The following is a 21,595-nucleotide window of genomic DNA, read 5'->3' as shown; positions in this document are numbered from 1 at the left end:
ACGATGCTTCGCCCGACGAAGCCTCCTCGTCCATCGAAGGATCCGACGCATGCGTTCCCGCCTCGCCGCCGTCTCCGCACTCGTCGCCGCCTCCTGCGCGACGCCCGCCCTCGCGGCCGACTACGGCCGGACCGCCCCCGCCCCGGCGGTGATCGTGACCAACGCCAAGGTTCCGGCCTGCGACGACGCACGCGTGATGGCGCAGGTCGAGGACCAATTCGAGTACGGCGCCCCGCGCACCATTCCCGCCGCACTGGCGGTGGTGGAGTTCAGCGGCCTCTTCGAGAAGGCCTACCAGCCGATGGGCGGACGCAAGGAGATCGAGCGGCGCTACTGCCAAGGCACGGCGCTGATCTCCAGCGGCGAGTACCGGACCCTGTACTACGTGATCGAATACCCGATGGGCTATGCCGGCCTGAGCTGGCGCGCCGAGGGCTGCGTGCTCGGCCTCGATCCCTGGAAGGTATACGGCGCCAACTGCGAATCGCTGCGCCGGTTTTGACGCGACGCGAACGGGGAGCGATCATGCGCCTGCTTTATTCCAAGCCCTCGCCCTACTCCTCCAAGGTCCGCATGGCGGCGCACCTGTGCGACCTCAAGCTCGACCTGGTGTCGACCAACACGGCCGACGAGGGCGCGGAGCTGACGCGGACGAACCCGATCGGCAAGATCCCGGCGCTGATCCTGGACGACGGCTCGACGCTCTACGACAGCCGCGTCATCTGCGACTATCTCGACCGGTTGGCCGGCAACCCCATCATCCCCCAGGCGCCCGACGCCTGGGCCGCGACCAAGCGCGTGGAGGCGCTGGCGGACGGGATGACCGAGGCGGCGATGGCGGCGCTCTACGAGAAGCGCTACCGCCCGGAGCCGATGTGGTACGAGCCCTGGATGGACAAGCAGTGGCGCAGGGCGCACCGCGCACTGGACGCGCTGGAGCAGGAGGTCGCCGCGCTTCCCGAAGCGCCCAATCTCGCGCACCTCGCGGTTTCCTGCGATCTCGCCTGGGTTCAGCTCCGCTTCCCGGAGGAACTCGACGGCCGCCATCCTGCGCTGGCCGCCTGGCTCGAACGCTTCTTCGACCGCCATCCCGATCTCGCCGCCCTCAAGCCGCAGGCCTGAGAGAGACAGGCATATCGAGAAAGGGCGGCCCGCCGATGCGGAGCCGCCCTTTTTTCGTGCCGCAGGCCGAAGCGCCTCAGAACTTGAGGGCGAGGCCGGCGCGAATGGAGTGCTCGTCGAAGCCGGACGAGACGGTGACGTTGCCGAGGTCGTAGTCCTTGGACTCGAAGTCCGAGTAGCGATACTCGACGCGCGAGGTGACGCTCTTCGTGACCTTCGCCTGGACGCCCGCGCCCACCGTATAGCCGACATGGGTCTTGTCGTCCGACACGTTGCCGAGCGACAGCTCCTTGTTGGCCACGGCGACGCCGCCGGTGGCGAACAGCATGATCGGATCGTAGTCGACGCCGACCAGCGCGCGCAGCGAGCCGAACGCCGTCGAGTCGGCGGAGATGGGCACGCCGGTCGCCACGCTGAAGCCGCCGGCCGTCAGGTCGGACGCGCCGACATCGGCCTCGGCTCCGTAGACCAAGCTACCCGTCTGGAGCGAGTAGCCGGCATAGACGCCGCCGACCACGCCCTCGCCGTCGAACTTGGCGCCGCCCGACTGGTCGACATGGGCGAAGTTGTAGCCGACGAAGCCGCCGGCATAGGGGCCGGACCAGGTGTAGACCGAATCCTCGGGCGCCACGGCGGGCGCTGGCTCCGTCAGCACGACGTCGGCCGCCAGGGCATGGGCCGCCGGCGCCAACAGGATTCCACTCAAGGCCAAGGTGCGAAACACCTTCATGGTCCTACTCCGAGAAGGGCGAAGCTCATGCCCCCCTGAAACACACGATCCCGAACGCCGACCGAGCCTCGGCGTTCCGGCACCGGCGAGCACTCCGACAGAGCGCCCGACGACATCCGACAGCCGTCATCTAACTGCCATCGCACACCCGCGCCAATTGCACGGCGGTGACACTCGACCTTTCTTGTCGACGCCCCAGAGGGTTTTCCCGCCTTTCTCGCGCCGGAATGCCCCTGCAAAGCGCGGGCATGGTGAATCATATAAGGGGAAGCGCAGCGCAGGACGCGGCCCGCCGGGCGGCTCCGTTCCGGCGCGGGCGCCGCCGGCCCGTCCGGCAGGGCCGAGGCCTTCAACCCCGCTTTCCCGGCGAAGACGACATGGCAGACGAACTGACACCCGAGATCGACGACGACTTCGACACCGAGGAGGACTTCTCCGACGTGGACGCGGAGCTTCGCGCCGAACCGAGCCCGGCCGCTGCGCTGGTCGCCTCGATCGAGTGGGACGACGGCGGCCGCGAGGTCGACCAGACCCTCGCGGGTGCGGAGCTGATCGCCGCCTTCCAGCGCCGCCTGCCGAACAGCCCCGGCGTCTACCGCATGTTCGACGAGGGCGGCGAGGTTCTCTACGTCGGCAAGGCCAAGTCGCTGAAGAAGCGCGTCGCGAGCTACACGCGGCTTGCAGGCCACAACAACCGGATCATGCGCATGATCCGGGCGACGCGGCACATGGAGTTCGTCACCACCCGCACCGAGACCGAGGCGCTGCTGCTCGAGGCGAACCTCATCAAGCGCCTGCGGCCGCGCTTCAACGTCCTGATGCGGGACGACAAGTCGTTTCCCTACATCCTGGTGTCGGACGACCACGTGGCGCCGGCGATCTTCAAGCATCGCGGCGCCCGCTCGCGCAAAGGCAGCTACTTCGGCCCGTTCGCCTCCGGCGGCGCCGTGGGGCGCACGGTGGCGTCGCTCCAGCGCGCCTTTCTCCTGCGCACCTGCACCGACAGCGTGTTCGAGACGCGCACGCGGCCCTGCCTGCTCTACCAGATCAAGCGGTGCGCCGGCCCCTGCACGGGCGAAATCTCGCAGGAGGGCTATGCCGGGCTGGTGGGCGATGCGAAGGCGTTCCTGTCCGGCCGATCCGGGCAGGTGAAGCAGTCGATCGCCCGGGCGATGCAGGAGGCGTCGGACGAACTCGATTTCGAGCGGGCCGCGGTGTACCGCGACCGCCTGTCGGCGCTGTCGCACATCCAGTCGCATCAGGGCATCAACCCGCAGGGCGTCGAGGAGGCGGACGTCTTCGCCATCCATCAGGAAGGCGGCCTGACCTGCATCCAGGTGTTCTTCTTCCGCACGGGGCAGAACTGGGGCAACCGCGCCTACTTTCCGAAGGCCGACCCGTCGCTCGAACCCGGCGAGGTGCTGGGCGCCTTCCTGGCGCAGTTCTACGACGACAAGCCGCCGGCCGGGCTGGTCCTGCTTCCCGTGGACGTCGAGGACCGCGAACTTCTGGCCGACGCGCTGAGCGCTAAGGCGGAGCGGCGGGTCGAGATCGCCATCCCGAAGCGCGGCGAAAAGAAGGACCTCGTGGACCACGCCACCAGCAACGCCCGCGAGGCCCTGGGCCGGCGTCTGGCCGAGACCTCGTCGCAGGCACGCCTCCTGGCCGGGCTGAAGGAGACCTTCGGCCTTTCCGAGGTGCCGAGGCGGATCGAGGTGTTCGACAATTCGCACATCATGGGCACCAACGCGGTCGGCGCGATGATCGTCGCCGGGCCGCAGGGCTTCGCCAAGAGCCAGTACCGCAAGTTCAACATCCGCGGGGTGGACATCACGCCCGGCGACGACTTCGGCATGATGCGCGAGGTGATGACCCGCCGGTTCTCGCGCCTCATCAAGGAGCACGGCGACGCCGGTCCGCAGCCCGCGGCACCCGTCGAGACGGACGAGCCGGTCGACACGGCGGAAATGCCGGCCTGGCCGGACCTGGTCCTGATCGACGGCGGCAAGGGGCAGATCTCGGCCGTGCGCACCATCCTCGGCGAACTCGGCATCGCCGACAAGGTGACGACGATCGGCGTCGCCAAGGGCGTCGACCGCGACGCCGGGCGCGAGCGCTTCATCTTGGAGGGGCGCGACCCGTTCTCGCTGCCGCCGCGCGACCCGGTGCTCTATTTCCTCCAGCGTCTGCGCGACGAGGCCCATCGCTTCGCGATCGGCACCCACCGCGCCAAGCGCAAGAAGGAGCTGACCAAGAACCCGCTGGATGAGATCGGCGGCATCGGCCCTTCGCGCAAACGCGCCCTGCTGCATCACTTCGGCACGGCCAAGGCCGTCTCGCGCGCCGCGTTCGACGATCTCCTCAAGGTGGAAGGCATTTCCGCCGCGATGGCGAAGACGATCTACGACCACTTCCACGAGCGCCAATAGGCCTCGCGCCGATCCGCGCGGTCCTTTTTCGCCCGCCGATGTTGACGGGGAAAGCCGGCCGCGTTTGAACAACCGTCGTCAGACGCGTGTATTCCTCGGCCGACTCTCCCCTCCAACCGGACCGAACCCATGGCATCCCAGGCGTACAGCCTTCCGAACATCCTCACCTACGCCCGGATCGCCGCCGTTCCTCTCGTGGTCCTCTGCTTCTTCGTGGAGGGCCGGCTTCACGGTTCGGACGCCGCGCGCTGGTCGGCGCTCGGCCTCTTCGTCGCCGCGAGCGTGACGGACTGGCTGGACGGCTACCTCGCCCGCGCCTGGCAGCAGACCTCCACCATCGGGCGCATGCTGGACCCGATCGCCGACAAGCTGCTGGTGGCAGCGGCCCTCCTGGTCCTGGCCGCCGACGGCACGATCGCGGGGTGGACCATCTGGGCCGCCATCGTGATCCTGTGCCGCGAGATCCTGGTGTCCGGGCTTCGCGAGTACCTTGCCGAACTCAAGGTCTCCGTGCCGGTGACGCGCCTCGCCAAGTGGAAGACCGCGACGCAGATGGTGGCCATCTCGTTCCTTCTCGCGGGCCCGGCGGGCGATCAGGTCGTCGCGCACGTGACCCAGGCGGGCATCGTGCTCCTATGGATCGCCGCCATCATCACGCTTTACACGGGCTACGATTACTTCCGTGCGGGCCTGCGCCATATCGACGTGTGACGGCGGCGTTCGTCCGCCCGCAGATCGGGATGCCTGCCATGAAGATCGTCTATTTCGCATGGGTTCGGGAGCGGATCGGCATCGGCGAGGAAGAGGTCGCCCTCCCCGCCGGCATCGTCACCGTCGACGACCTCCTCCATTGGCTCAAGGGGCGCGGCGAAGGCTACGGCGCGGCGCTGCAGGCGCCGGAGATGATCCGCGTCGCGCTCGACCAGGAGCACGTGCCGCATTCCCAGCCGATCGGTCAGTGCACCGAGATCGCGATCTTCCCGCCGATGACCGGCGGCTGAGATGGACGCCGTTTCCGTGGTCGTCGGGCCGGACCGTATCGACCTCGCCGAGGAAACACGCCGCATCGCGCCGGGTGGCGATGCGGGTGGCGTGGTGACCTTCGCGGGCTTCTGCCGCGACGAAGCCGGACGGCTGAAGGCGCTGGAGATCGAGCACTATCCCGGCATGGCCGAGCGCGCGATCCGACGGATCGCGGAGGAAGCGGCCGGTCGCTGGCCATTGCTGCGCCTGCGCTGCATCCACCGCCACGGGCTGATACCGCCCGGCGAGGAGATCGTGTTCGTGGCCTGCGCCTCGGTCCACCGACAGGCGGCCTTCGAGGCGGCCGCCTTCGTGATGGACTTCATGAAGTCGAAGGCGCCCTTCTGGAAGCGCGAGCATCTGGCGGACGGAACGGTCGGAGGCTGGGTCGAGGCGAAGGACACGGACGATCTCGCCGCCGACCGCTGGCACCGGCTCTGAGCGAAGCGCGCCCCGCATCGCCCCCTCCGCACCGATCTCCAGGGACAGCCGCGGTCGCCCCATGGTCCGGCGCACGCAGATGATGCCGGCACCGCGAACCTGATCCGCGAGCTTCCGGTCCGCCGCATTCGCCGGCTCGGGTCGGGCGCCTATCCGATACCCGGCGCGCCCCGAGCCCATGCTCGATGCGCCGCAGATCCGCAGCAGGCAGCATGTTCGAAGGGTTCAGACAGGAGCGGATCGAGCTTTCCGAAGCGACGCTTCGCGTTCGCGTCGGCGGCAAGGGCCCGCCCCTACTCCTGCTGCACGGCCACCCGCGCACCCACGCGACCTGGCACCGCGTCGCCCCGCTTCTGGCGGATCGCTTCACCGTGGTCTGCCCCGACCTTCGCGGGTTCGGACAATCGTCCAAGCCCGAGGACACGCCGGACCACTCCGGTTCCTCGAAACGGGCAAAGGCGCGCGACTGCGTGGAACTGATGCGCCGTCTGGGTTTCGACCGCTTCGGCCTCGTCGGCCACGATCGCGGCTCGTATACGGCGTTCCGGACGGCGATGGACCATCCCGGCGTCGTCAGCCGCCTTGCGATCTTGGACGGCATTCCGATCGGCGATGCGCTGCGTCGCTGCGACGCGCGCTTTGCGAAGGCGTGGTGGCACTGGTTCTTCTTCGCACAGCCGGAGAAGCCGGAACGGGCGATCCTGGCCGATCCCGACACCTGGTATGGCGGGAGCCCGGACGGCATGGGAGCGGACGCCTATGCCGACTTCCGTGCCGCCATCCACGACCCGGCAACCGTCCATGGCATGATCGAAGACTACCGGGCCGGCCTCGGCATCGATCGGGAACACGACGAGGCCGACCGGTCGGCGGGTCGCAGGCTCGCTTGTCCGCTGCTCGTGCTCTGGTCGGGCCGGGACGACCTCGAAGACCTGCATGGCGACATCCTCGGCATATGGGGCGGCTGGGCCGATGACGTCAGCGGGCGCAGCCTCGACTGCGGGCACCACATGGCCGAGGAGGCGCCCGAGGAACTGGCCGCCGAACTCGGATCGTTCTTTGTCCGGGGACTGGCCTCGCCCGCCTGAGGCAGCCCGGCGTCCGGCATCGGGCGGCGCTCATCCGCGCGCCCGGTGCCCTGCTGCCACGGCCGTCGCCATCGGCGGCGCCACAGCGGACCGTTCAAGACTGCGCGAGGGCAGCTCGCACGGCGACGACGGCCGCCGCCCAGATCGGGTGCAGACCCGGCCGGAGCGCGGACGAGTTGGCTCGGCTCGATCGAATCGCGCACGCGCAACGAAAAAGGGCGGCGGCCCCTTCGGCCCGCCGCCCTCCCTACGAACGTTCGGCTGGGATCAGCCGACGATCTCGGTCTCGGAGAACCAGTAGGCGATCTCCTCCTTGGCGGTCTCGGCCGCGTCGGAGCCGTGCACCGAGTTCTCGCCGATCGACAGGGCATGGACCTTGCGGATCGTGCCCTCGGCGGCCTGAGCCGGGTTGGTGGCGCCCATCAGCTCGCGGTTGCGCGAGATGGCGTTCTCGCCTTCCAGGACCTGGACGATCGTCGGACCGGCCGACATCGATTCGACCAGCTCGCCGAAGAACGGGCGCTCCTTGTGCACGGCATAGAAGCCCTCCGCCTCGCGGCGGCTCATCCAGACGCGCTTGGAAGCGACGACGCGCAGGCCACCCTCTTCCAGAAGCTTGGTGATCGCGCCGGTCAGGTTGCGACGGGTCGCGTCGGGCTTAATCATGGAGAAGGTGCGTTCGATCGCCATCGGCCGTTGTCCTTGGGTCAAAGGGCTGAAGATGGCGCGGTCTATAGCCTCGCCCCCGCGCGGCGGCAAGGCGCGCGACGCCTCAGGCGGCGGCCGGCAGGGCGCGCCCGATCCCGCCATGCAGGTCGAGGCAGCGATCGAGCCAGTCTTGGATCGGATCGTCCCCTTCCAGGAAACTGAAGGTCGAGACGCAACGCATCCACTGGAAGGCGCCGAACACGATGTAGTCCGCGAACATCGGCCCGTCGCCGGCCAGGAACGGCTGCCGCCGCAGGGTGGCGCGCAGCGGCTCCAGCGCCTTGGACGTCGCGGCGCGCTTTTCCTCCGTGCGCCCGTCCTGCACTTCCTCCAACGGCTTGCCGAAGGTCCGCTCGCGGCTGGCGCGGAAGAAGGCCCGGTTCTCCTCGTCCTGGAACGCATGGATCTCGAGAATCGTCGCCTTCACGATGGCTGGGTGGAGCGTGCGCTGGCTCCAGCTCTCCACGAAGCGCGCCAGCGCCCGGCCGCTCGCCCCCTCGAACAAGGGCGGACGGTCGAGATAGGCATCGTCGAGATACTCTGCGATCGCGAAACTGTCCTGCACCACCGTGTCGCCGTCGCGGATCACGGGCACGGTGCGACCGCCGCCGCCCTCGACGCCCGCGACCTCGGTGAAGCGAACGGGCACCGCCTCGAAGCCGAGCCCCTTGTGCGCCAGCGCCATGCGCACCTTCCAGCAGTGGGGCGAGAAGGGACGAGAGGGATCGCTGCCGACGAGGTCGTAAAGCCGTATGGTCATGGCCGATTCTCCCAACTGGACGCGCTTCTATGTATCACGAACAATTCGTCACGCTCGCGGGCTACAACACCTGGGCCAACCGTCGGCTTTTTGAAGCGGCGGCGGTTCTTTCGCCCGAGCAGTTCGCCGAGGATCGCGGCGTGTTCTTCCGTTCGCTCCGGGGGACGCTGAATCACATCCTGTGCGCCGATCGGATCTGGACGCGACGCATCACGGGGACGGGCGAGGCGCCTGACCGGCTCGACGCGACGCTGTTCGAGGCGTTCGAGCCGCTGCGGGACGCCCGTGTCGCGGAGGACGCACGGATCGAGGCCTATGTCTGTGGCCTGCGCGAGGCGGACCTCGCGGCCACGCTGCGCTACGGCCCGATCACCCAGTCCGGTGTGATCGAGGCGCGTCTGGGGCCGACGCTGCTTCACGTATTCAACCACCAGACACATCATCGCGGTCAGGCGCATGCGGTGCTGACCGGGTTCGGCCTCGCGGGGCCGAGCATGGACCTTGTCGCCTTCCAGCGCGAAATCGGCCGCGGATAGGTCGGAACGGCCGGACTTTCGCCGTTTCACCAAACATGGCAAAAGCCCGGCATGCTTCAGATCACCGACCTGTCCGCCCGCGTCGCCGGGCGCCTCCTGATCGATCACGCGACCCTGTCGATCCCGGCCGGCACCAAGGTCGGGCTGGTGGGGCGCAACGGCGCGGGCAAGTCGACGCTGTTCCGCGTCATCACGGGCGACCTCGCTTCGGAGAGCGGCGGCGTTTCGGTGCCTCGCAACACGCGGATCGGCCAAGTGGCGCAGGAGGCGCCGGGCACGGAGCAGTCGCTGCTGGAGGTGGTGCTGGCGGCCGATCTCGAACGCGTCGCCCTTCTGGAGGAAGCCGAGACGGCAAGCGACCCGCAGCGCATCTCGGAGATCCATCTTCGGCTGGCCGACATCGAGAGCCATTCGGCCGAGGCGCGCGCCGCCGCCATCCTCGACGGCCTCGGCTTCGACGCGGCGGCGCAGGCGCGCCCGGTGTCGTCCTTCTCCGGTGGCTGGCGGATGCGCGTGGCGCTGGCGGCGGTCCTGTTCTCGCGGCCCGACCTCCTGCTCCTGGACGAGCCCACGAACTATCTCGACCTCGAAGGCACGCTGTGGCTGGAGAACTTCGTCGCCCGCTACCCGTTCACCGTGCTCATCATCAGCCACGATCGCGACGTCCTGAACAACGCGGTCAACGCCATCATCCATCTCGATCAGAGAAAGCTCGTCTTCTATCGCGGCGACTACGACAGCTTCGAGCGCCAGCGCGCGGAGAAGATGGAGCTCCTCGGCAAGGCGATCGCCAAGCAGGACGCCGCGCGCAAGCACATGGAGGCCTTCGTGGAGCGGTTCCGCGCCAAGGCGTCCAAGGCACGCCAGGCACAGTCCCGCCTCAAGGCGCTGGAGCGGATGAAGCCGCTCCAGGCGATCGTCGAGGAGCACGTGACGCCCTTCGTCTTCCCGAAGCCCGAAAAGCTGCTCGCCTCGCCGATCATCCGGATGGAGGGCGTTTCGGTGGGCTACACGCCGGAGCGCTCGATCCTGCGCGGGCTGGACATGCGCATCGACGCCGACGACCGGATCGCGCTTCTCGGTGCCAACGGCAACGGCAAGTCGACCTTCGCCAAGCTGATCGCCGAGCGCCTCACGGCGCAGCGCGGCGCGGTGACCCGCGCGCCCGGCCTCAAGATCGCGATGTTCGCGCAGCACCAGATCGACGACCTGCGCCCGAGCGAGACGGCGGTCCAGCACGTGCGGCGCTTCATGCCGGACGCGCCGGAAGCCAAGGTGCGCGCACGCGTCGCGCAGATGGGCCTGCCCACGCAGAAGATGGACACGGTGGCCGATTCGCTGTCGGGCGGCGAAAAGGCCCGCCTGCTGATGGGCCTCGCGACGATCGACGCGCCCAACCTCCTGATCCTGGACGAGCCGACCAACCATCTGGACATCGAAGCGCGCGAAAGCCTCGTCCACGCGCTGAACGACTTCCCCGGCGCCGTGATCCTCATCAGCCACGACCGGCACATGGTCGAGGCGACGATGGACCGCCTGTGGATCGTCGGAGACGGAACCGTATCGCGCTACGACGGCGATCTCGACGACTACAAGAAGCTGATCCTCTCGGGCGCCCGCGCCGGCGGCGGCAACCAGGGCGAACTCGTGGACGAGGCGCCGGTCCAGGCCGTGTCGAAGGTCGACCAACGAAGGCAGGCCGCGGAGCGGCGGGAGGCGCTGAAGCCCCTCAAGAAGAAGATCTCCGCGCTGGAAATCCAGATGTCCCGCCTCCAGGCGACGATCAAGGACCTGGACGCCAAGCTCGCCGATCCCGCGCTCTACACGAAGGAGCCGGCAAGGGCGGCCGATCTCGGGCGCCAGAAGTCCGCGGCGGAGAAGACGCTGGAGAAGTGCGAGGCGGAGTGGCTTCAGTTCACCGAGGAACACGACGCCGCGATGGCCGACTGAGGGTCCGCCCGGAAAGCACCGCCGCTTCGACCCGGCGGACTCTTCGGGAGGCCCCGAGAGCCGGGTCGAAATGGTTGACGAGTCCTTGAGCTAGCCCCGGAACGGCGCTAGCTTTCCGGTCTCGGCGGCAAGTTTCGTGTCGGAGCCGCCCAGCGAGCGGTTCGTCATGCGACGTCCCATTCTTTCGGTGGTTCTCGCCCTGTCCGCCTTGTGCGCCTTCCCGGCGGACGAGCCGCGCAGCCGGGGCTTCGACGAGCCGGTTCCCATCCAGACCGGATTCGCCGCCGTCAACGGGATCGAGCTGTTTTTCCGGGTCTACGGCGAGGGTCCGCCGATCCTGATGATCCATGGCGGGCTGTCGGACAGCCGCGTCTGGCGCGCTCAGCTCGCCACCCTGTCGGAGCATCACAGCGTCATCGTCGCCGACAGCCGCGGCCAGGGCCGCTCGTCCAGCACCCAGGCGGTCATCACCTACGACCTGATGGCCGACGACTATCTCGCGCTCCTGGACGCGCTGCACATTCCCAAGGTCGCGCTCGTCGGCTGGAGCGACGGCGGGATCATCGGGCTGGACATCGCGATCCATCATCCCGAACGCCTGTCGCGCCTTTTCGTGCAGGCCGCCAACGCGACGCCCGACGGCGCAATCAGCTACAAGCCCGACGACCCGAACCGGCCCGCGCTGCGCCACTACGACGACGTGCGGCTCGAGATCCAGGCGCTCTGGGCCAACGAGCCGAACTTCTCGCAGGCCGAGCTGGAAGCCATTCCCGTGCCGACCGAGATCGCCATCGGCGAGCACGACGAGGCGATCAGCCGCGAGCACACGGAGTATCTCGCCTCGGCCATTCCCGGCGCGAAGCTCCTGATCCTTCCGGACGTCGGCCATTCGGCCCCGCTCGAAGATCCCGACGGCTATGCCGCGGCCGTGCTCGACTTCGTGGACGGCACCACGACCTGACGGGCGCTCATGCCTTCTTGACCCAGCGCCGATCCTCGGTCTGCTGCCAGTAAGTCACGCTGTGGCCGGCGGACTTCTCCGCCTTCCAGCGTTCGCGGGCGGTGGCCAACTGGACGGGGTCGTGACCGTCAAAAAGGTAGACGCCGCGCTGGTAGGGCGCGAGGTCGTCGGGAACCGCCCCCTCCACCATGAAGCGCACATGCGGATCGTTGGCCCGCTGCTCGGGCTCGATCGTCAGGAGGATCGGTTGGAGGGCTCCTCCCCCATCGGCGTCGGAGCCGTGGGGAAGGAAGCTGTCGTCCCGGAAGGTCCACAGATGCTGATCGAGCGCGTCCCGCCGCTCCGGCGTCGCCGCCTGCACCACGACCCGCCAGCCGCGCGCGAGGGAACGCTCCAGGAGGTCCGGGAGCGCATCCTCCATGCGGCTTTCGGTCAGGTGGTAGAACAGGACTTCGGCCACGGATATCTCACCGCGCCTCGTAGTGCTCTTCCACCAGCTTGTTCAGAAGCCGTACGCCGAAGCCCGAGGCCCAGGACTGGTTGTACTCGTTGGCCGGCGAGCCCATGGCCGTGCCGGCGACGTCGAGATGCGCCCAGGGCACGTCGTTGACGAACCGCTGGAGGAACTGCGCCGCCGTGGTGGCGCCCGCCGCGCGCCCGGCGCCGACGTTCTTGATATCGGCGAACTTGCCCTCGATGAGCTTGTCGTACTCCTTGCCGAGCGGCATGCGCCACACCTTCTCGCCCGTTTCCAGACCGGCGGCGAGCAGACGGTTCGCCAGTTCGTCGTCGTTCGAGAAGAGGCCGGCATGGTGGTTGCCGAGCGCGACGATGATGGCGCCGGTGAGGGTCGCGAGGTTGACCATGAACTTCGGCTTGAAGCAGTCCTGCGTGTACCAGAGCGCGTCGGCCAGCACGAGGCGACCCTCGGCATCCGTGTTCAGCACCTCGATCGTGGTGCCCGACATGGCGGTCACGATGTCGCCGGGACGCTGGGCGTTCCCGTCCACCGCGTTCTCCACGAGGCCGACGACGCCGATCGCGTTGACCTTGGCCTTGCGCCCGGCCAGCGCGCGCATCAGGCCGACCACGGCGGCCGAGCCGCCCATGTCGCCCTTCATCTCGTCCATGCCGGCGGCCGGCTTGATCGACACGCCGCCGGTGTCGAAGATCACGCCCTTTCCCACGAACGCCACGGGCGCCTCGCCTTCCGCTCCGCCGTTCCAGCGCATGATGCACAGGCGCGGCGGCATGGGTGAGCCCTGGGCGACGCCGAGAAGGGCCCGCATCCCGAGTTCCGCCATCCGGGTCTCGTCCAGGATCTCGATCTCCAGCCCGTCCGACGACATCGCCTCGATCCGCGAGGCGTATTCGGTGGTGGTCAGGACGTTGGCCGGCTCGTTGACGAGATCGCGCGCCAGGATGACGCCGTCCGCCAGCGCGCGCGCGGCGGCGAAGGCGGAGCGGGCCTCGTCCGGCGCGGCAGCGGCGATCGTGAAGGCGCGCGCCGTCTCGCTCTCCGGCTCCTCGCCGGGGGTCGACTTCTTCGACTTGTAGCGGTCGAACTTGTAGCTGCGCAGCAGGATACCGAGACCGATCGTCGCAAGGTCGCACGGCGCCGCAGGCGTGGCGGCGCCGTCGCCCCAGACCGTGACGGGTCCGGTCCCCTTCGCGCCGGCCGCGATGGTGCCGCCGAGGCGCAGCCACTCCTCCTCGCCGAAGGGCTTCTCGCCGGCCGTGCCGACCACCACGATGCGGTCGAGCGACGATCCGGACGGCGCGATCGCCTCGACCGACGTCAGTTCCTTGCCCTTGAACTTCGCGACCGCGATCGCCTTCTTGAGGACCTCGGACATGGCGTCCGGCACGCCGGGAGGCAGCGCACCCTCCTGGCCCGCGAGGATCACGAGCGTGCCCGTTTCCGGCATCTGGAGGGGCGCGAAGGCGATGATGGGCTGGTCGGACATGCGATCTCCGATACGCTATCGAGCCGTCGGGAAGGGTGCCGCCCGGCGGGAATGGGATTCGCTGGTCATTCTGGTGACGGAGTGTTGCATTGCAAGGGTCGTCGCCGGGAAGGCAAAGCGTTAACCATGCTTGTTCGCCCTTCTTTAGCCAAGCTGGCCCAGTCTACGGCGGCCAGATATGTCGAACCGCGCGGTTCGGTGCCGCGCCGGAGACCGGCGGTTTGAACGGGACTGCTGAGACGACCAAGGCATGAAGCTGATCGAACGCTACATCCTCCGCCGCGCCCTCGCCTACTCGGCCGGGTCGTTGACGGCGCTTGTCCTGATCGTCTGGATCGTCCAGGTGCTCCAGAGGCTGGACATCGTACGGACCACGGCCACGGCGGCCGGCGACATCTTCTGGATCGCGCTGATGCTGATGCCCGACCTCGCGGCGGGGGTCCTGCCCTTCGCGCTGCTGATCGGCGCGGTGCAGACGCTGAACTCGCTGAATGCCGATTCGGAGCGCGCGGTGATCGCGGCCTCTGGCGGATCGCGCAGCGTGATCTCGAAACCCATCCTCGTGCTGTCGGCCGTCGCGGCCGGCCTCATCCTGTTCAATTCGAACGTCGTCGGGCCGGCGGCCTCGAGCGCGTTCCAGAACGGCATCCGCTCGATCAACGCCGACGCGATCAGCCTCTTCCTCCAGCCCGGACGCTTCGAGCAGGTGCAGGACGGACTCGTGATGAGCATCAACGAGGCGCGTGGGCCCAACGTGAAGGGCCTGTTCCTGGCGGACACGCGCGACCCGGCGCTGGACCTGACCTACTTCGCGCGCGAGGCCTCGATCGTGGAGCGCGAGGGGCAGTCCTATCTCGTGCTCGACGATGGGCAACTCCACCGCAAGCGCAACGACGACGGCTCGGTGTCGGTCATCGAGTTCCAGACCTACGCCTTCGACCTCGCCAACCTGCGCCCGGTCGAGACGCGGGACTGGGTGCGCATGTCCGAGCGCTCGACGCGCGAGCTGCTCAACCCCGACCCGAACGACCGGGTCTACCAGCTCCATCCCAACCGCTTCACCGAGGAACTCGCCCAGCGGCGGACGGACTGGCTGTATCCGATCGCCTTCGCCCTGTGGGCGCTGATCGTGGCCGGCCACCCGCGTACCAACCGCCAGGGTCCGGGCCCGGCCATGGCGCTCGGCCTCGGTGGCGCGCTTCTCCTCAAGGCGGGCGGCTTCGTGTCGCTTTCGCTGGTCAGCGACAATCCGCGCTACACCGCCCTCGCCTACGGACTGCCGCTCGGCGCCATCGCGCTCGACCTCTGGCTTCTGTGGCGCAACGTCAACGTCAGCGAGACCCGCGCGGTCCGCTGGATCGCCGACGGCACCATGTGGCTGTCGGAACGTGCGCGGCGCCTGCTTCCCGGCGGCGCGTCCGGCAAGGCGGCCGGCGCATGAACCGCTGGACGCTCAACCTCTACTTCTTCCGCCGCTTCCTGGTCAGCTTCCTGTCGACGTTCGTGGCCGTGTTCGCGCTGGTGTATCTGGTCGACATGATCGAGGTGAGCCGGCGCGGACTTCCGGGCGACGTCGGCTTCGAGACGATCGCCACCATCTCGGCGCTTCGGGTTCCCGCCTTCATCGAGCAGGCGTTCCCGTTCATCGTCCTGTTCTCGGCCATCTTCACGCTGGTGACGCTGAACCGGAAGATGGAGCTGGTCGTGGCGCGCGCCGCAGGCGTCTCGGCGTGGCAGATGCTGGCGCCCTTCGTGGCCGGGGCCTTCCTGATCGGCGTCGTGTCGGTTGCGGTCTACAACCCGCTCGCTTCCTTCGCCCAGGGCAAGGCGGCGCAGTTGCAGACCAGCAATGCCGGCTCGATACAGACGACCACCGACCGCGCCCCCTGGCTGCGGCAGGTCGGAAAGGGTGTCGAATCGATCATCGGCGCCAAGATCGTGGCCGACCGCGGCGCCACGCTCGGTGGCGTGACCGCCTTCATCCTCGACGGCGAGGGCGTGGTGCACGAGCGCATCGACGCCCCGGTCGCGCACCTGCGCGACGGCGCGTGGCACATCGAGAACGCCAGCGTCACGCGAATCGGCTCGCCGCCGGTGAACGAGGGGGAGCGCGTCATTCCCACCACGCTGCTGCCCGAATACATCGAGCAGCGCCTGGCCGACCCGGAAACCATCTCGATCTGGGAACTGGCGCCGAAGATCGAGGTCGCCCGCAGCCTCGGCTACAACGCGGACGCCTTCTCGATGCGGCTCAACGCGCTGATCGCCCGCCCGGCCCTGTTCGTCGCCATGGTCCTGGTCGCGGCCACCGTTGCAGTGCGCTACACGCGCATCGGCCAGTCCGGGCGCATGATCGTCAGTGGCATCGCGGCCGGCTTCGTGCTTTACGTCGTTACCTTCCTCGCGCAGGCGCTGGGGAGCAATTCCGTGGTTCCACCCGTCGTGGCGGCGTGGTTCCCGGTCGTGGCGGCAGGATTGTTCGGGACGACGATCCTGCTCCATCAAGAGGATGGCTAGAATGACAGCGAGGGGGATCCCGCGCCGTGCCGAGACCGGGGGTTGGTCGAAGGCGAAAGGCGCTCTCTTGGCCGGCGTGGCCATGGCCGCCCTCGCGTCGGCCTCGCCCGCCCTAGCGCAGGCGTCGCTCGGCGAACTCGGCGGATCGGTCTCGGTGCCCGAGGGAACGCAGCTCTTCCTCGAGGCCGACACCGTCACCTACGACAGCGACCGCCAGGTCGTGCGCGCCGCCGGCGGCGTGCAGATCGACTACGGGCCCTACAAGCTCGTGGCGCAGGACATCGTCTACGATCAAGCTAGCCGGAGGCTTGTGGCCTCGGGCGACGTCGAGCTGGTGGAACCGAGCGGCAACCGGATCTACGCCGACTCGATCGACGTGACCGACGACTTCGCCAACGGCTTCGTCCAGGCGCTGCGCATCGAGACGCCCGACAACACGCGGTTCGCCGCCGGCCAGGCCGTTCGGCGCGACGGCGCGGTGACGACGTTCGAGCGCGGCATCTACACCGCCTGCGAGGCGTGCGAGAAGCACCCGGACCGTCCGCCGCTCTGGCAGGTCAAGGCGCGGCGCATCGTCTGGGACCAGAACGAGAAGGTGATCCGCTACTACGGCGCGCGGTTCGAGCTGTTCGGCAAGCCGCTGGCCTACCTGCCCTACTTCGCCTCGCCCGATCCGACGGTGCAGCGGCAGAGCGGCCTCCTGGCGCCGTCGTTCAAGTCTTCCGACAACACCGGCTTCGGTGTCCGCATCCCCTATTATTTCGCGATCGACGAGTCGTCGGACGCGACGATCGCCGGCACCTACTTCTCCAAGCAGGGGTTCCTCGCCGAGGCGGAATACCGCAAGGCGTTCGAGAACGGCTACATCACGCTCCAGACGGCGGGCATCTCGCAGAGCGACCCGGATCGGTTCGGCGACTACCGGTCCGACAACGTGACGAGCACGGCCGACCCCGTGGACGAGACGCGCGGCATGATCGGCACGACCGGCCGCTTCGCGATCAACGACCGCTGGACCTTCGGCTGGGACATCCTCGCCCAGAGCAATTCGAACTTCTCCAACGTGTACGAGATCGAGAACTTCTCGCAGATCTATCGCACGTCGGAAATCTACCTGACGGGCCTGGGCGACCAGAGCTTCTTCGATCTGCGCGCCCAGAAGTTCGACGTGCAGACCGAGAACACGCTGACGGACCGGGTGCAGCCCTATGTGTGGCCGACGCTCGACTACCAGCGGATCGAGGACCATCCGGTCCTCGGCGGCCAGCTCGAGTACAACGTCAACATCACCAATCTCACGCGCAACGCCACGAGCCCCGGCTATCTCCTGATCTGCCAGAGCGAGTTCACGGTCTCCGGCGTTTGCGACCAGTCGGGGACCTTCCCGTTCCGCACCGACTACTTCCGGCGCAACGCGCTGGAGGGCGACTACTCGCGCGCCTCGTTCGACGTGCGCTGGCGCGAGACCTACACCACCGACGCGGGCCTCCAGCTCACCCCGTCCCTTTCGGGACGCGGCGATCTGTACCGCGCCGACATGAGCGCCACCGGCTATGCGGACGGCTCAGCGCTCGGTCTCGGCGGCGTCGAGGTGGACGAGGCGGGCGGACGGGCGATGGCCACGGCGGGCCTCGAGGCGCGCTACCCATATCTCATCGAGACGGCCAACACGCAGCACGTCATCACGCCGATCGCCCAGCTCCTGGTGCGCCCCGACGAGATGAAGGCCGGCCGCCTGCCCAACGAGGACGCGCAGAGCCTCGTGTTCAACGCGGCCAACCTCTTCGACGAGGACAAGTTCTCGGGCTACGACCGGATCGAGGGCGGCACGCGCGCCAACGTGGGCGTCCAGTACAGCGGCGTCTTCGGTGCCGGCTACTCGCTGGATGCCCTGGTCGGCCAGTCGTACCATCTGGCGGGCGACAATCCCTACGCCCAGCTCGACTACGCGCTGGTCGGCTTCGATTCCGGCCTGGAGACCGACCGCTCGGACTACGTCTCGGCCATCGCGCTCTCCACGCCCTACGGCATCAGCCTCGGCGCGCAGGGACGCTTCGACGAGGAGACGCTGGACGTCAATCGAGCCGACGTGATGGGCGGCGTCACGATCGGTCGCCTCGACACGTCGATCACCTATTCGCTGATCGGTGCGCAGCCGATCTACAGCTTCCCCGAGGATCGGCACCAGATCACGACCTCGGCATCGCTGAAGGTGACCAACGAGCTGCGCACCTTCGGCTCGATCTCCTACGACATCGAGAACGACGCGCTCATCAACCGGTCGTTCGGCGTCGGGTACGCCGACGAGTGCTTCAGCCTGATCGCCGAGTACCGCAACACCAACGACCGCTACAATCTCGAGTCGTCCGAGTCGAAGGTGATGTTCAAGCTCGCGCTGCGCACACTGGTGGACGCCGATTTCGGTTTCGGGGTTGGAAGCGGCGGCTGATTGCGGCTAGAACACCATCGTTTCGCCAAAGCCCGACGCTAGACGTCGTCGGGCGCGTCACCGTTCGCGCGGGTCGATTGGGAATCGGGAGATACGAGAGGCCATGATCGCACGTTCCTTCGCCGTCCGTCTGGCGGTCTGTTCGCTGCTGGCCTCGCCTCTTGCGCTCGCCGGTGCCGCCACGGTGTCGACGCCGGGCCTTGCCGCGTCCGAGATCAAGGTCGTGGTCAACAAGCAGCCGATCACCAGCTACCAGATCCAGCAGCGCGCCGCCTTCCTGAAGCTGCGCCGCGCGCCGGGTGGCAGCGAGGCGGCGACCAACGAGCTGATCGACGAGGCCGTCAAGCGCCAGGAGATCGCCCGCCGGCGCATCAGCATTCCCGATGCCGCGGTGGACGAGGCCTTCGGACGCTTCGCCAAGGACAACAAGCTGACCGAAGCGCAGCTCACCCAGGTCCTCTCGCAGGCCGGCTTCTCGGCCAAGGGCTTCAAGGACTACATCCGCGTCCAGATGGGCTGGGGCCAGGCGGTCCTCGCCAATGTGCGCCAGACCGAGCGCCTGTCGGAGCAGGAGGTCGTGCAGCGCATGCTCCAGCAGGGCGGCGCCAAGCCGAGCACCACCGAATACACGCTTCAGCAGGTGATCTTCGTCGTTCCCAACGACAAGCGCGCCTCGCAGCTCGATCGCCGCATGTCCGAGGCCAACAGCTTCCGCCAGCGGTTCACGAGCTGCCAGGGCAGCTACGACACGGCGCGCGGCCTGCGCGACGTCACCGTGCGCGACCTCGGACGCGTCGCCGAGCCCGAGCTTCCGCCCCGCTGGAAGGACGACGTCAAGAACACCTCGCGCGGCCGGGCGACCAAGCCGCAGGCCACGGAGCGCGGCGTCGAGTTGATCGGCGTCTGCGACACGCGCACCGTTTCCGACGATCAGGTCGCCGCCATGGTGTTCCAGGAAAAGGACCTGGCGGCGATGGGCAAGAAGGAGCCCGACAAGGACTATCTCGCCAAGCTGAAGGACAAGGCGACGATCGTCCGCCGCTGACGTGTCGCAATCCTCGCCTTCCCTCCCGATCGCCGTTTCGATCGGCGAGCCGTCCGGCGTCGGCGCCGACGTCACGCTGGCGGCCTTCGCCCGCCGCCAGTCGCTGGACCTGCCGCCCTTCTTCCTGATCGCCGACGCCGAAATGGTGGCACGGCGCGCCGAGCGCCTCGGTCTGGACGTGCAGGTCCGCACCATCGGGCGGCCGGAGGAATGGGGCGCCGACCCGCGCAGCCTGGACGTCCTGCCGCTGGTGAACCCGCATTCCGAGGAGCCTGGACGCGCCGACCCCGCCAACGCGGCCGGCACGATCGAGGCGATCGACCGCGGCACGCGCCTCGTGCTGGACGGCGTCGCCGCCGCCCTGGTCACTAACCCGATCGACAAGAAGGCGCTCTACGACGCCGGCTTCCGCCATCCGGGGCACACCGAATATCTCGCCGAACTCTGCGGCACTCTGATCGGCAAGCCGTGCCAGCCTGTGATGCTCCTCACCGGGCCGGACCTGTCCTGCGTGCCCGTCACCATCCATATCCCGCTGGCTGACGTGCCCGGCGCGCTGACCTCGGAGCTCATCCTCTCTACCGCGCGGATCGTCGCCCACGATCTCGCGAAGCGGTTCGGCCTCCAGCGTCCGCGCCTCGCCGTGTCCGGGCTCAACCCGCATGCCGGCGAGCGCGGCGCGATCGGGCGCGAGGACGAGACCGTGATCCGGCCGGCGGTCGAGATCCTGCGCGGCGAAGGCTTCGACGTCGTCGGACCGTTGCCCGGCGACACGATGTTCCATCCCGACGCGCGGCGACGCTACGACGTGGCCTTGTGCATGTACCACGACCAGGCGCTGATCCCCGCCAAGACGCTCGCCTTCGACGAGACCGTCAACGTCACGCTCGGCCTGCCGATCATCCGCACCTCGCCCGATCACGGCACGGCGGCCGATCTCGCGGGGACCGGCGCTGCGCGGCCGAACAGCTTCATCGCGGCCCTGCGGCTCGCCGGGCGCATGGCGGGTATCGGCACGGGCGAGGATGCATCGGGCCGATGAATGCCTTCGACGGTCTGCCGCCGCTTCGCCAGGTGCTGGAGGCGCACGGTCTCGATCCGCGCAAGGCGCTCGGCCAGAACTTCCTGCTCGATCTCAACCTAACGGGACGGATCGCACGCCAGGCGATGCCGCTGGAGGGCGCCACCGTGGTGGAGGTGGGGCCGGGTCCCGGGGGGCTGACGCGGGCGCTCCTGGCGCACGGCGCGGGCAAGGTGGTCGCGATCGAGAAGGATCCGCGCTGCCTGCCGGCGCTGGAGCAGATCGCACACCACTATCCCGGCCGCCTCGAAGTCGTGGAGGGCGATGCGCTGGCGGTCGACCCGTCGACGCTCTGCGAGGGCCCGTTCAAGATCGTCGCCAACCTGCCCTACAACGTCGGGACCCAGCTCCTGCTCGACTGGATCACCGGACCGTCCTGGCCGCCGCGATGGACCGACCTGACGCTGATGTTCCAGAAGGAGGTCGCGGAGCGGATCGTCGCCGGGCCGGACGACGACCACTACGGTCGGCTGGGCGTCCTTTGCGGCTGGCGCACGGAGGCCGAGATTCTGTTCGACGTGTCGCGCGAGGCCTTCACGCCCCCGCCCAAGGTGACTTCGGCGATCGTTCGCATCGTCCCCAGGGCGGAGCCGCTCCCTGCGCGGCTGCCGGATGTGGAACGGGTCACGGCCGCCGCCTTCGGCCAGCGGCGCAAGATGCTGCGCCAGAGCCTGAAGCCCGTCGGCGGCGAGACCCTGCTCGGCCGCGTCCGCATCGACCCGACGCGCCGGGCGGAGACCCTGTCGGTGGCGGAGTTCGTCGCCCTCGCCAACGCGCTCGGAGCCTGA

21 protein-coding genes are annotated in these 21,595 nt (G+C 68.5%); 16 read left to right on the top strand and 5 right to left on the bottom strand.

Features of this window, described 5'->3' with window-relative positions; translation table 11 throughout:
- Positions 1-49 precede the first annotated feature (49 nt).
- Together D3218_RS01980 and D3218_RS01975 are read left to right on the top strand one after the other, a co-directional pair.
- Complete coding sequence (locus tag D3218_RS01980) at positions 50-502, top strand: hypothetical protein (protein ID WP_245414880.1); 453 nt, start codon at positions 50-52, stop codon at positions 500-502.
- A gap of 23 nt (positions 503-525) precedes the next feature.
- Positions 526-1,122 carry a glutathione S-transferase family protein gene (locus D3218_RS01975; protein ID WP_119538204.1) on the top strand — a complete coding sequence of 199 codons (597 nt, stop codon included), beginning with the start codon at positions 526-528 and terminating at the stop codon, positions 1,120-1,122.
- Between the two features lie 76 nt (positions 1,123-1,198).
- Here the strand turns inward: D3218_RS01975 and D3218_RS01970 are convergent, their stop codons facing one another.
- The gene (locus tag D3218_RS01970) at positions 1,199-1,852 is read right to left on the bottom strand and encodes an outer membrane protein (RefSeq protein WP_119538203.1); all 654 of its coding nucleotides are present in this window, start codon (positions 1,850-1,852) and stop codon (positions 1,199-1,201) included.
- A gap of 377 nt (positions 1,853-2,229) precedes the next feature.
- Between D3218_RS01970 and uvrC the strand changes: the two genes are divergently transcribed.
- The 5 genes from uvrC (at position 2,230) to D3218_RS01945 (ending at position 6,833) form a co-directional block, all read left to right on the top strand.
- Positions 2,230-4,281: an excinuclease ABC subunit UvrC gene (gene uvrC, locus D3218_RS01965; protein ID WP_119538202.1), complete on the top strand. Its 2,052-nt coding sequence runs from the start codon at positions 2,230-2,232 to the stop codon at positions 4,279-4,281.
- A 129-nt stretch (positions 4,282-4,410) separates the two neighbouring features.
- Complete coding sequence (gene pgsA, locus D3218_RS01960) at positions 4,411-4,992, top strand: CDP-diacylglycerol--glycerol-3-phosphate 3-phosphatidyltransferase (protein WP_119538201.1); 582 nt, start codon at positions 4,411-4,413, stop codon at positions 4,990-4,992.
- A 38-nt stretch (positions 4,993-5,030) separates the two neighbouring features.
- The gene (moaD, locus tag D3218_RS01955; RefSeq protein WP_119538472.1) at positions 5,031-5,282 is read left to right on the top strand and encodes a molybdopterin converting factor subunit 1; all 252 of its coding nucleotides are present in this window, start codon (positions 5,031-5,033) and stop codon (positions 5,280-5,282) included.
- Between the two features lies 1 nt (position 5,283).
- Positions 5,284-5,745 (top strand): molybdenum cofactor biosynthesis protein MoaE, encoded by a 462-nt coding sequence (locus D3218_RS01950; protein ID WP_119538200.1) that lies wholly within the window; start codon positions 5,284-5,286, stop codon positions 5,743-5,745.
- A 212-nt stretch (positions 5,746-5,957) separates the two neighbouring features.
- Complete coding sequence (locus tag D3218_RS01945; protein ID WP_119538199.1) at positions 5,958-6,833, top strand: alpha/beta fold hydrolase; 876 nt, start codon at positions 5,958-5,960, stop codon at positions 6,831-6,833.
- Positions 6,834-7,100: 267 nt separating this feature from the next.
- Here the strand turns inward: D3218_RS01945 and ndk are convergent, their stop codons facing one another.
- Positions 7,101-7,523 (bottom strand): nucleoside-diphosphate kinase, encoded by a 423-nt coding sequence (gene ndk / locus D3218_RS01940; RefSeq protein WP_119538198.1) that lies wholly within the window; start codon positions 7,521-7,523, stop codon positions 7,101-7,103.
- A gap of 82 nt (positions 7,524-7,605) precedes the next feature.
- Positions 7,606-8,301 carry a glutathione S-transferase family protein gene (locus D3218_RS01935; RefSeq protein ID WP_119538197.1) on the bottom strand — a complete coding sequence of 232 codons (696 nt, stop codon included), beginning with the start codon at positions 8,299-8,301 and terminating at the stop codon, positions 7,606-7,608.
- A 29-nt stretch (positions 8,302-8,330) separates the two neighbouring features.
- Between D3218_RS01935 and D3218_RS01930 the strand changes: the two genes are divergently transcribed.
- From D3218_RS01930 to D3218_RS01920, 3 genes are all read left to right on the top strand, one after another.
- Positions 8,331-8,837 carry a DinB family protein gene (locus D3218_RS01930; protein WP_119538196.1) on the top strand — a complete coding sequence of 169 codons (507 nt, stop codon included), beginning with the start codon at positions 8,331-8,333 and terminating at the stop codon, positions 8,835-8,837.
- A 51-nt stretch (positions 8,838-8,888) separates the two neighbouring features.
- Positions 8,889-10,787: an ABC-F family ATP-binding cassette domain-containing protein gene (locus D3218_RS01925; protein ID WP_119538195.1), complete on the top strand. Its 1,899-nt coding sequence runs from the start codon at positions 8,889-8,891 to the stop codon at positions 10,785-10,787.
- 166 nt (positions 10,788-10,953) lie between these two features.
- Positions 10,954-11,748 (top strand): alpha/beta fold hydrolase, encoded by a 795-nt coding sequence (locus D3218_RS01920; RefSeq protein ID WP_119538471.1) that lies wholly within the window; start codon positions 10,954-10,956, stop codon positions 11,746-11,748.
- Positions 11,749-11,755: 7 nt separating this feature from the next.
- Here the strand turns inward: D3218_RS01920 and D3218_RS01915 are convergent, their stop codons facing one another.
- Positions 11,756-12,208: a DNA polymerase III subunit chi gene (locus D3218_RS01915; protein WP_119538194.1), complete on the bottom strand. Its 453-nt coding sequence runs from the start codon at positions 12,206-12,208 to the stop codon at positions 11,756-11,758.
- Positions 12,209-12,215: 7 nt separating this feature from the next.
- On the bottom strand, positions 12,216-13,715 hold the full coding sequence (locus D3218_RS01910) for a leucyl aminopeptidase (protein WP_119538193.1): 1,500 nt from the start codon (positions 13,713-13,715) through the stop codon (positions 12,216-12,218).
- A gap of 250 nt (positions 13,716-13,965) precedes the next feature.
- Here D3218_RS01910 and D3218_RS01905 point away from each other — a divergent pair, with 250 nt between their 5' ends.
- The 6 genes from D3218_RS01905 (at position 13,966) to rsmA (ending at position 21,595) form a co-directional block, all read left to right on the top strand.
- Positions 13,966-15,156: an LptF/LptG family permease gene (locus tag D3218_RS01905; RefSeq protein WP_119538192.1), complete on the top strand. Its 1,191-nt coding sequence runs from the start codon at positions 13,966-13,968 to the stop codon at positions 15,154-15,156.
- A complete protein-coding gene (gene lptG, locus D3218_RS01900; RefSeq protein ID WP_119538191.1) occupies positions 15,153-16,232 on the top strand; it encodes an LPS export ABC transporter permease LptG in 1,080 nt (359 codons plus the stop codon). Before D3218_RS01905 ends, lptG begins: the two co-directional genes overlap by 4 nt.
- Before the next feature lies 1 nt (position 16,233).
- The gene (locus D3218_RS01895) at positions 16,234-18,681 is read left to right on the top strand and encodes an LPS-assembly protein LptD (protein WP_245414879.1); all 2,448 of its coding nucleotides are present in this window, start codon (positions 16,234-16,236) and stop codon (positions 18,679-18,681) included.
- A gap of 103 nt (positions 18,682-18,784) precedes the next feature.
- Positions 18,785-19,726 carry a SurA N-terminal domain-containing protein gene (locus D3218_RS01890; RefSeq protein ID WP_119538190.1) on the top strand — a complete coding sequence of 314 codons (942 nt, stop codon included), beginning with the start codon at positions 18,785-18,787 and terminating at the stop codon, positions 19,724-19,726.
- A gap of 1 nt (position 19,727) precedes the next feature.
- A complete protein-coding gene (gene pdxA, locus D3218_RS01885) occupies positions 19,728-20,768 on the top strand; it encodes a 4-hydroxythreonine-4-phosphate dehydrogenase PdxA (protein ID WP_119538189.1) in 1,041 nt (346 codons plus the stop codon).
- A complete protein-coding gene (gene rsmA / locus D3218_RS01880; protein ID WP_119538188.1) occupies positions 20,765-21,595 on the top strand; it encodes a 16S rRNA (adenine(1518)-N(6)/adenine(1519)-N(6))-dimethyltransferase RsmA in 831 nt (276 codons plus the stop codon). Before pdxA ends, rsmA begins: the two co-directional genes overlap by 4 nt.

This window comes from Aureimonas flava (assembly GCF_003583935.1).
Taxonomy (GTDB): domain Bacteria; phylum Pseudomonadota; class Alphaproteobacteria; order Rhizobiales; family Rhizobiaceae; genus Aureimonas; species Aureimonas flava.
This window is presented reverse-complemented; position numbering and strand designations above follow the sequence as displayed.

Coding starts and splice junctions, on each gene's coding strand:
- D3218_RS01895 (WP_245414879.1), top strand. CDS start 16,234: ATGACAGCGAGGGGGATCCCGCGCCGTGCCGAGACCGGGGGTTGGTCG.
- D3218_RS01975 (WP_119538204.1), top strand. CDS start 526: ATGCGCCTGCTTTATTCCAAGCCCTCGCCCTACTCCTCCAAGGTCCGC.
- D3218_RS01905 (WP_119538192.1), top strand. CDS start 13,966: ATGAAGCTGATCGAACGCTACATCCTCCGCCGCGCCCTCGCCTACTCG.
- D3218_RS01925 (WP_119538195.1), top strand. CDS start 8,889: ATGCTTCAGATCACCGACCTGTCCGCCCGCGTCGCCGGGCGCCTCCTG.
- D3218_RS01980 (WP_245414880.1), top strand. CDS start 50: ATGCGTTCCCGCCTCGCCGCCGTCTCCGCACTCGTCGCCGCCTCCTGC.
- D3218_RS01890 (WP_119538190.1), top strand. CDS start 18,785: ATGATCGCACGTTCCTTCGCCGTCCGTCTGGCGGTCTGTTCGCTGCTG.
- D3218_RS01910 (WP_119538193.1), bottom strand. CDS start 13,715: ATGTCCGACCAGCCCATCATCGCCTTCGCGCCCCTCCAGATGCCGGAA.
- D3218_RS01950 (WP_119538200.1), top strand. CDS start 5,284: ATGGACGCCGTTTCCGTGGTCGTCGGGCCGGACCGTATCGACCTCGCC.
- D3218_RS01945 (WP_119538199.1), top strand. CDS start 5,958: ATGTTCGAAGGGTTCAGACAGGAGCGGATCGAGCTTTCCGAAGCGACG.
- D3218_RS01970 (WP_119538203.1), bottom strand. CDS start 1,852: ATGAAGGTGTTTCGCACCTTGGCCTTGAGTGGAATCCTGTTGGCGCCG.
- lptG (WP_119538191.1), top strand. CDS start 15,153: ATGAACCGCTGGACGCTCAACCTCTACTTCTTCCGCCGCTTCCTGGTC.
- moaD (WP_119538472.1), top strand. CDS start 5,031: ATGAAGATCGTCTATTTCGCATGGGTTCGGGAGCGGATCGGCATCGGC.
- uvrC (WP_119538202.1), top strand. CDS start 2,230: ATGGCAGACGAACTGACACCCGAGATCGACGACGACTTCGACACCGAG.
- rsmA (WP_119538188.1), top strand. CDS start 20,765: ATGAATGCCTTCGACGGTCTGCCGCCGCTTCGCCAGGTGCTGGAGGCG.
- ndk (WP_119538198.1), bottom strand. CDS start 7,523: ATGGCGATCGAACGCACCTTCTCCATGATTAAGCCCGACGCGACCCGT.
- D3218_RS01920 (WP_119538471.1), top strand. CDS start 10,954: ATGCGACGTCCCATTCTTTCGGTGGTTCTCGCCCTGTCCGCCTTGTGC.
- D3218_RS01935 (WP_119538197.1), bottom strand. CDS start 8,301: ATGACCATACGGCTTTACGACCTCGTCGGCAGCGATCCCTCTCGTCCC.
- D3218_RS01930 (WP_119538196.1), top strand. CDS start 8,331: ATGTATCACGAACAATTCGTCACGCTCGCGGGCTACAACACCTGGGCC.
- pgsA (WP_119538201.1), top strand. CDS start 4,411: ATGGCATCCCAGGCGTACAGCCTTCCGAACATCCTCACCTACGCCCGG.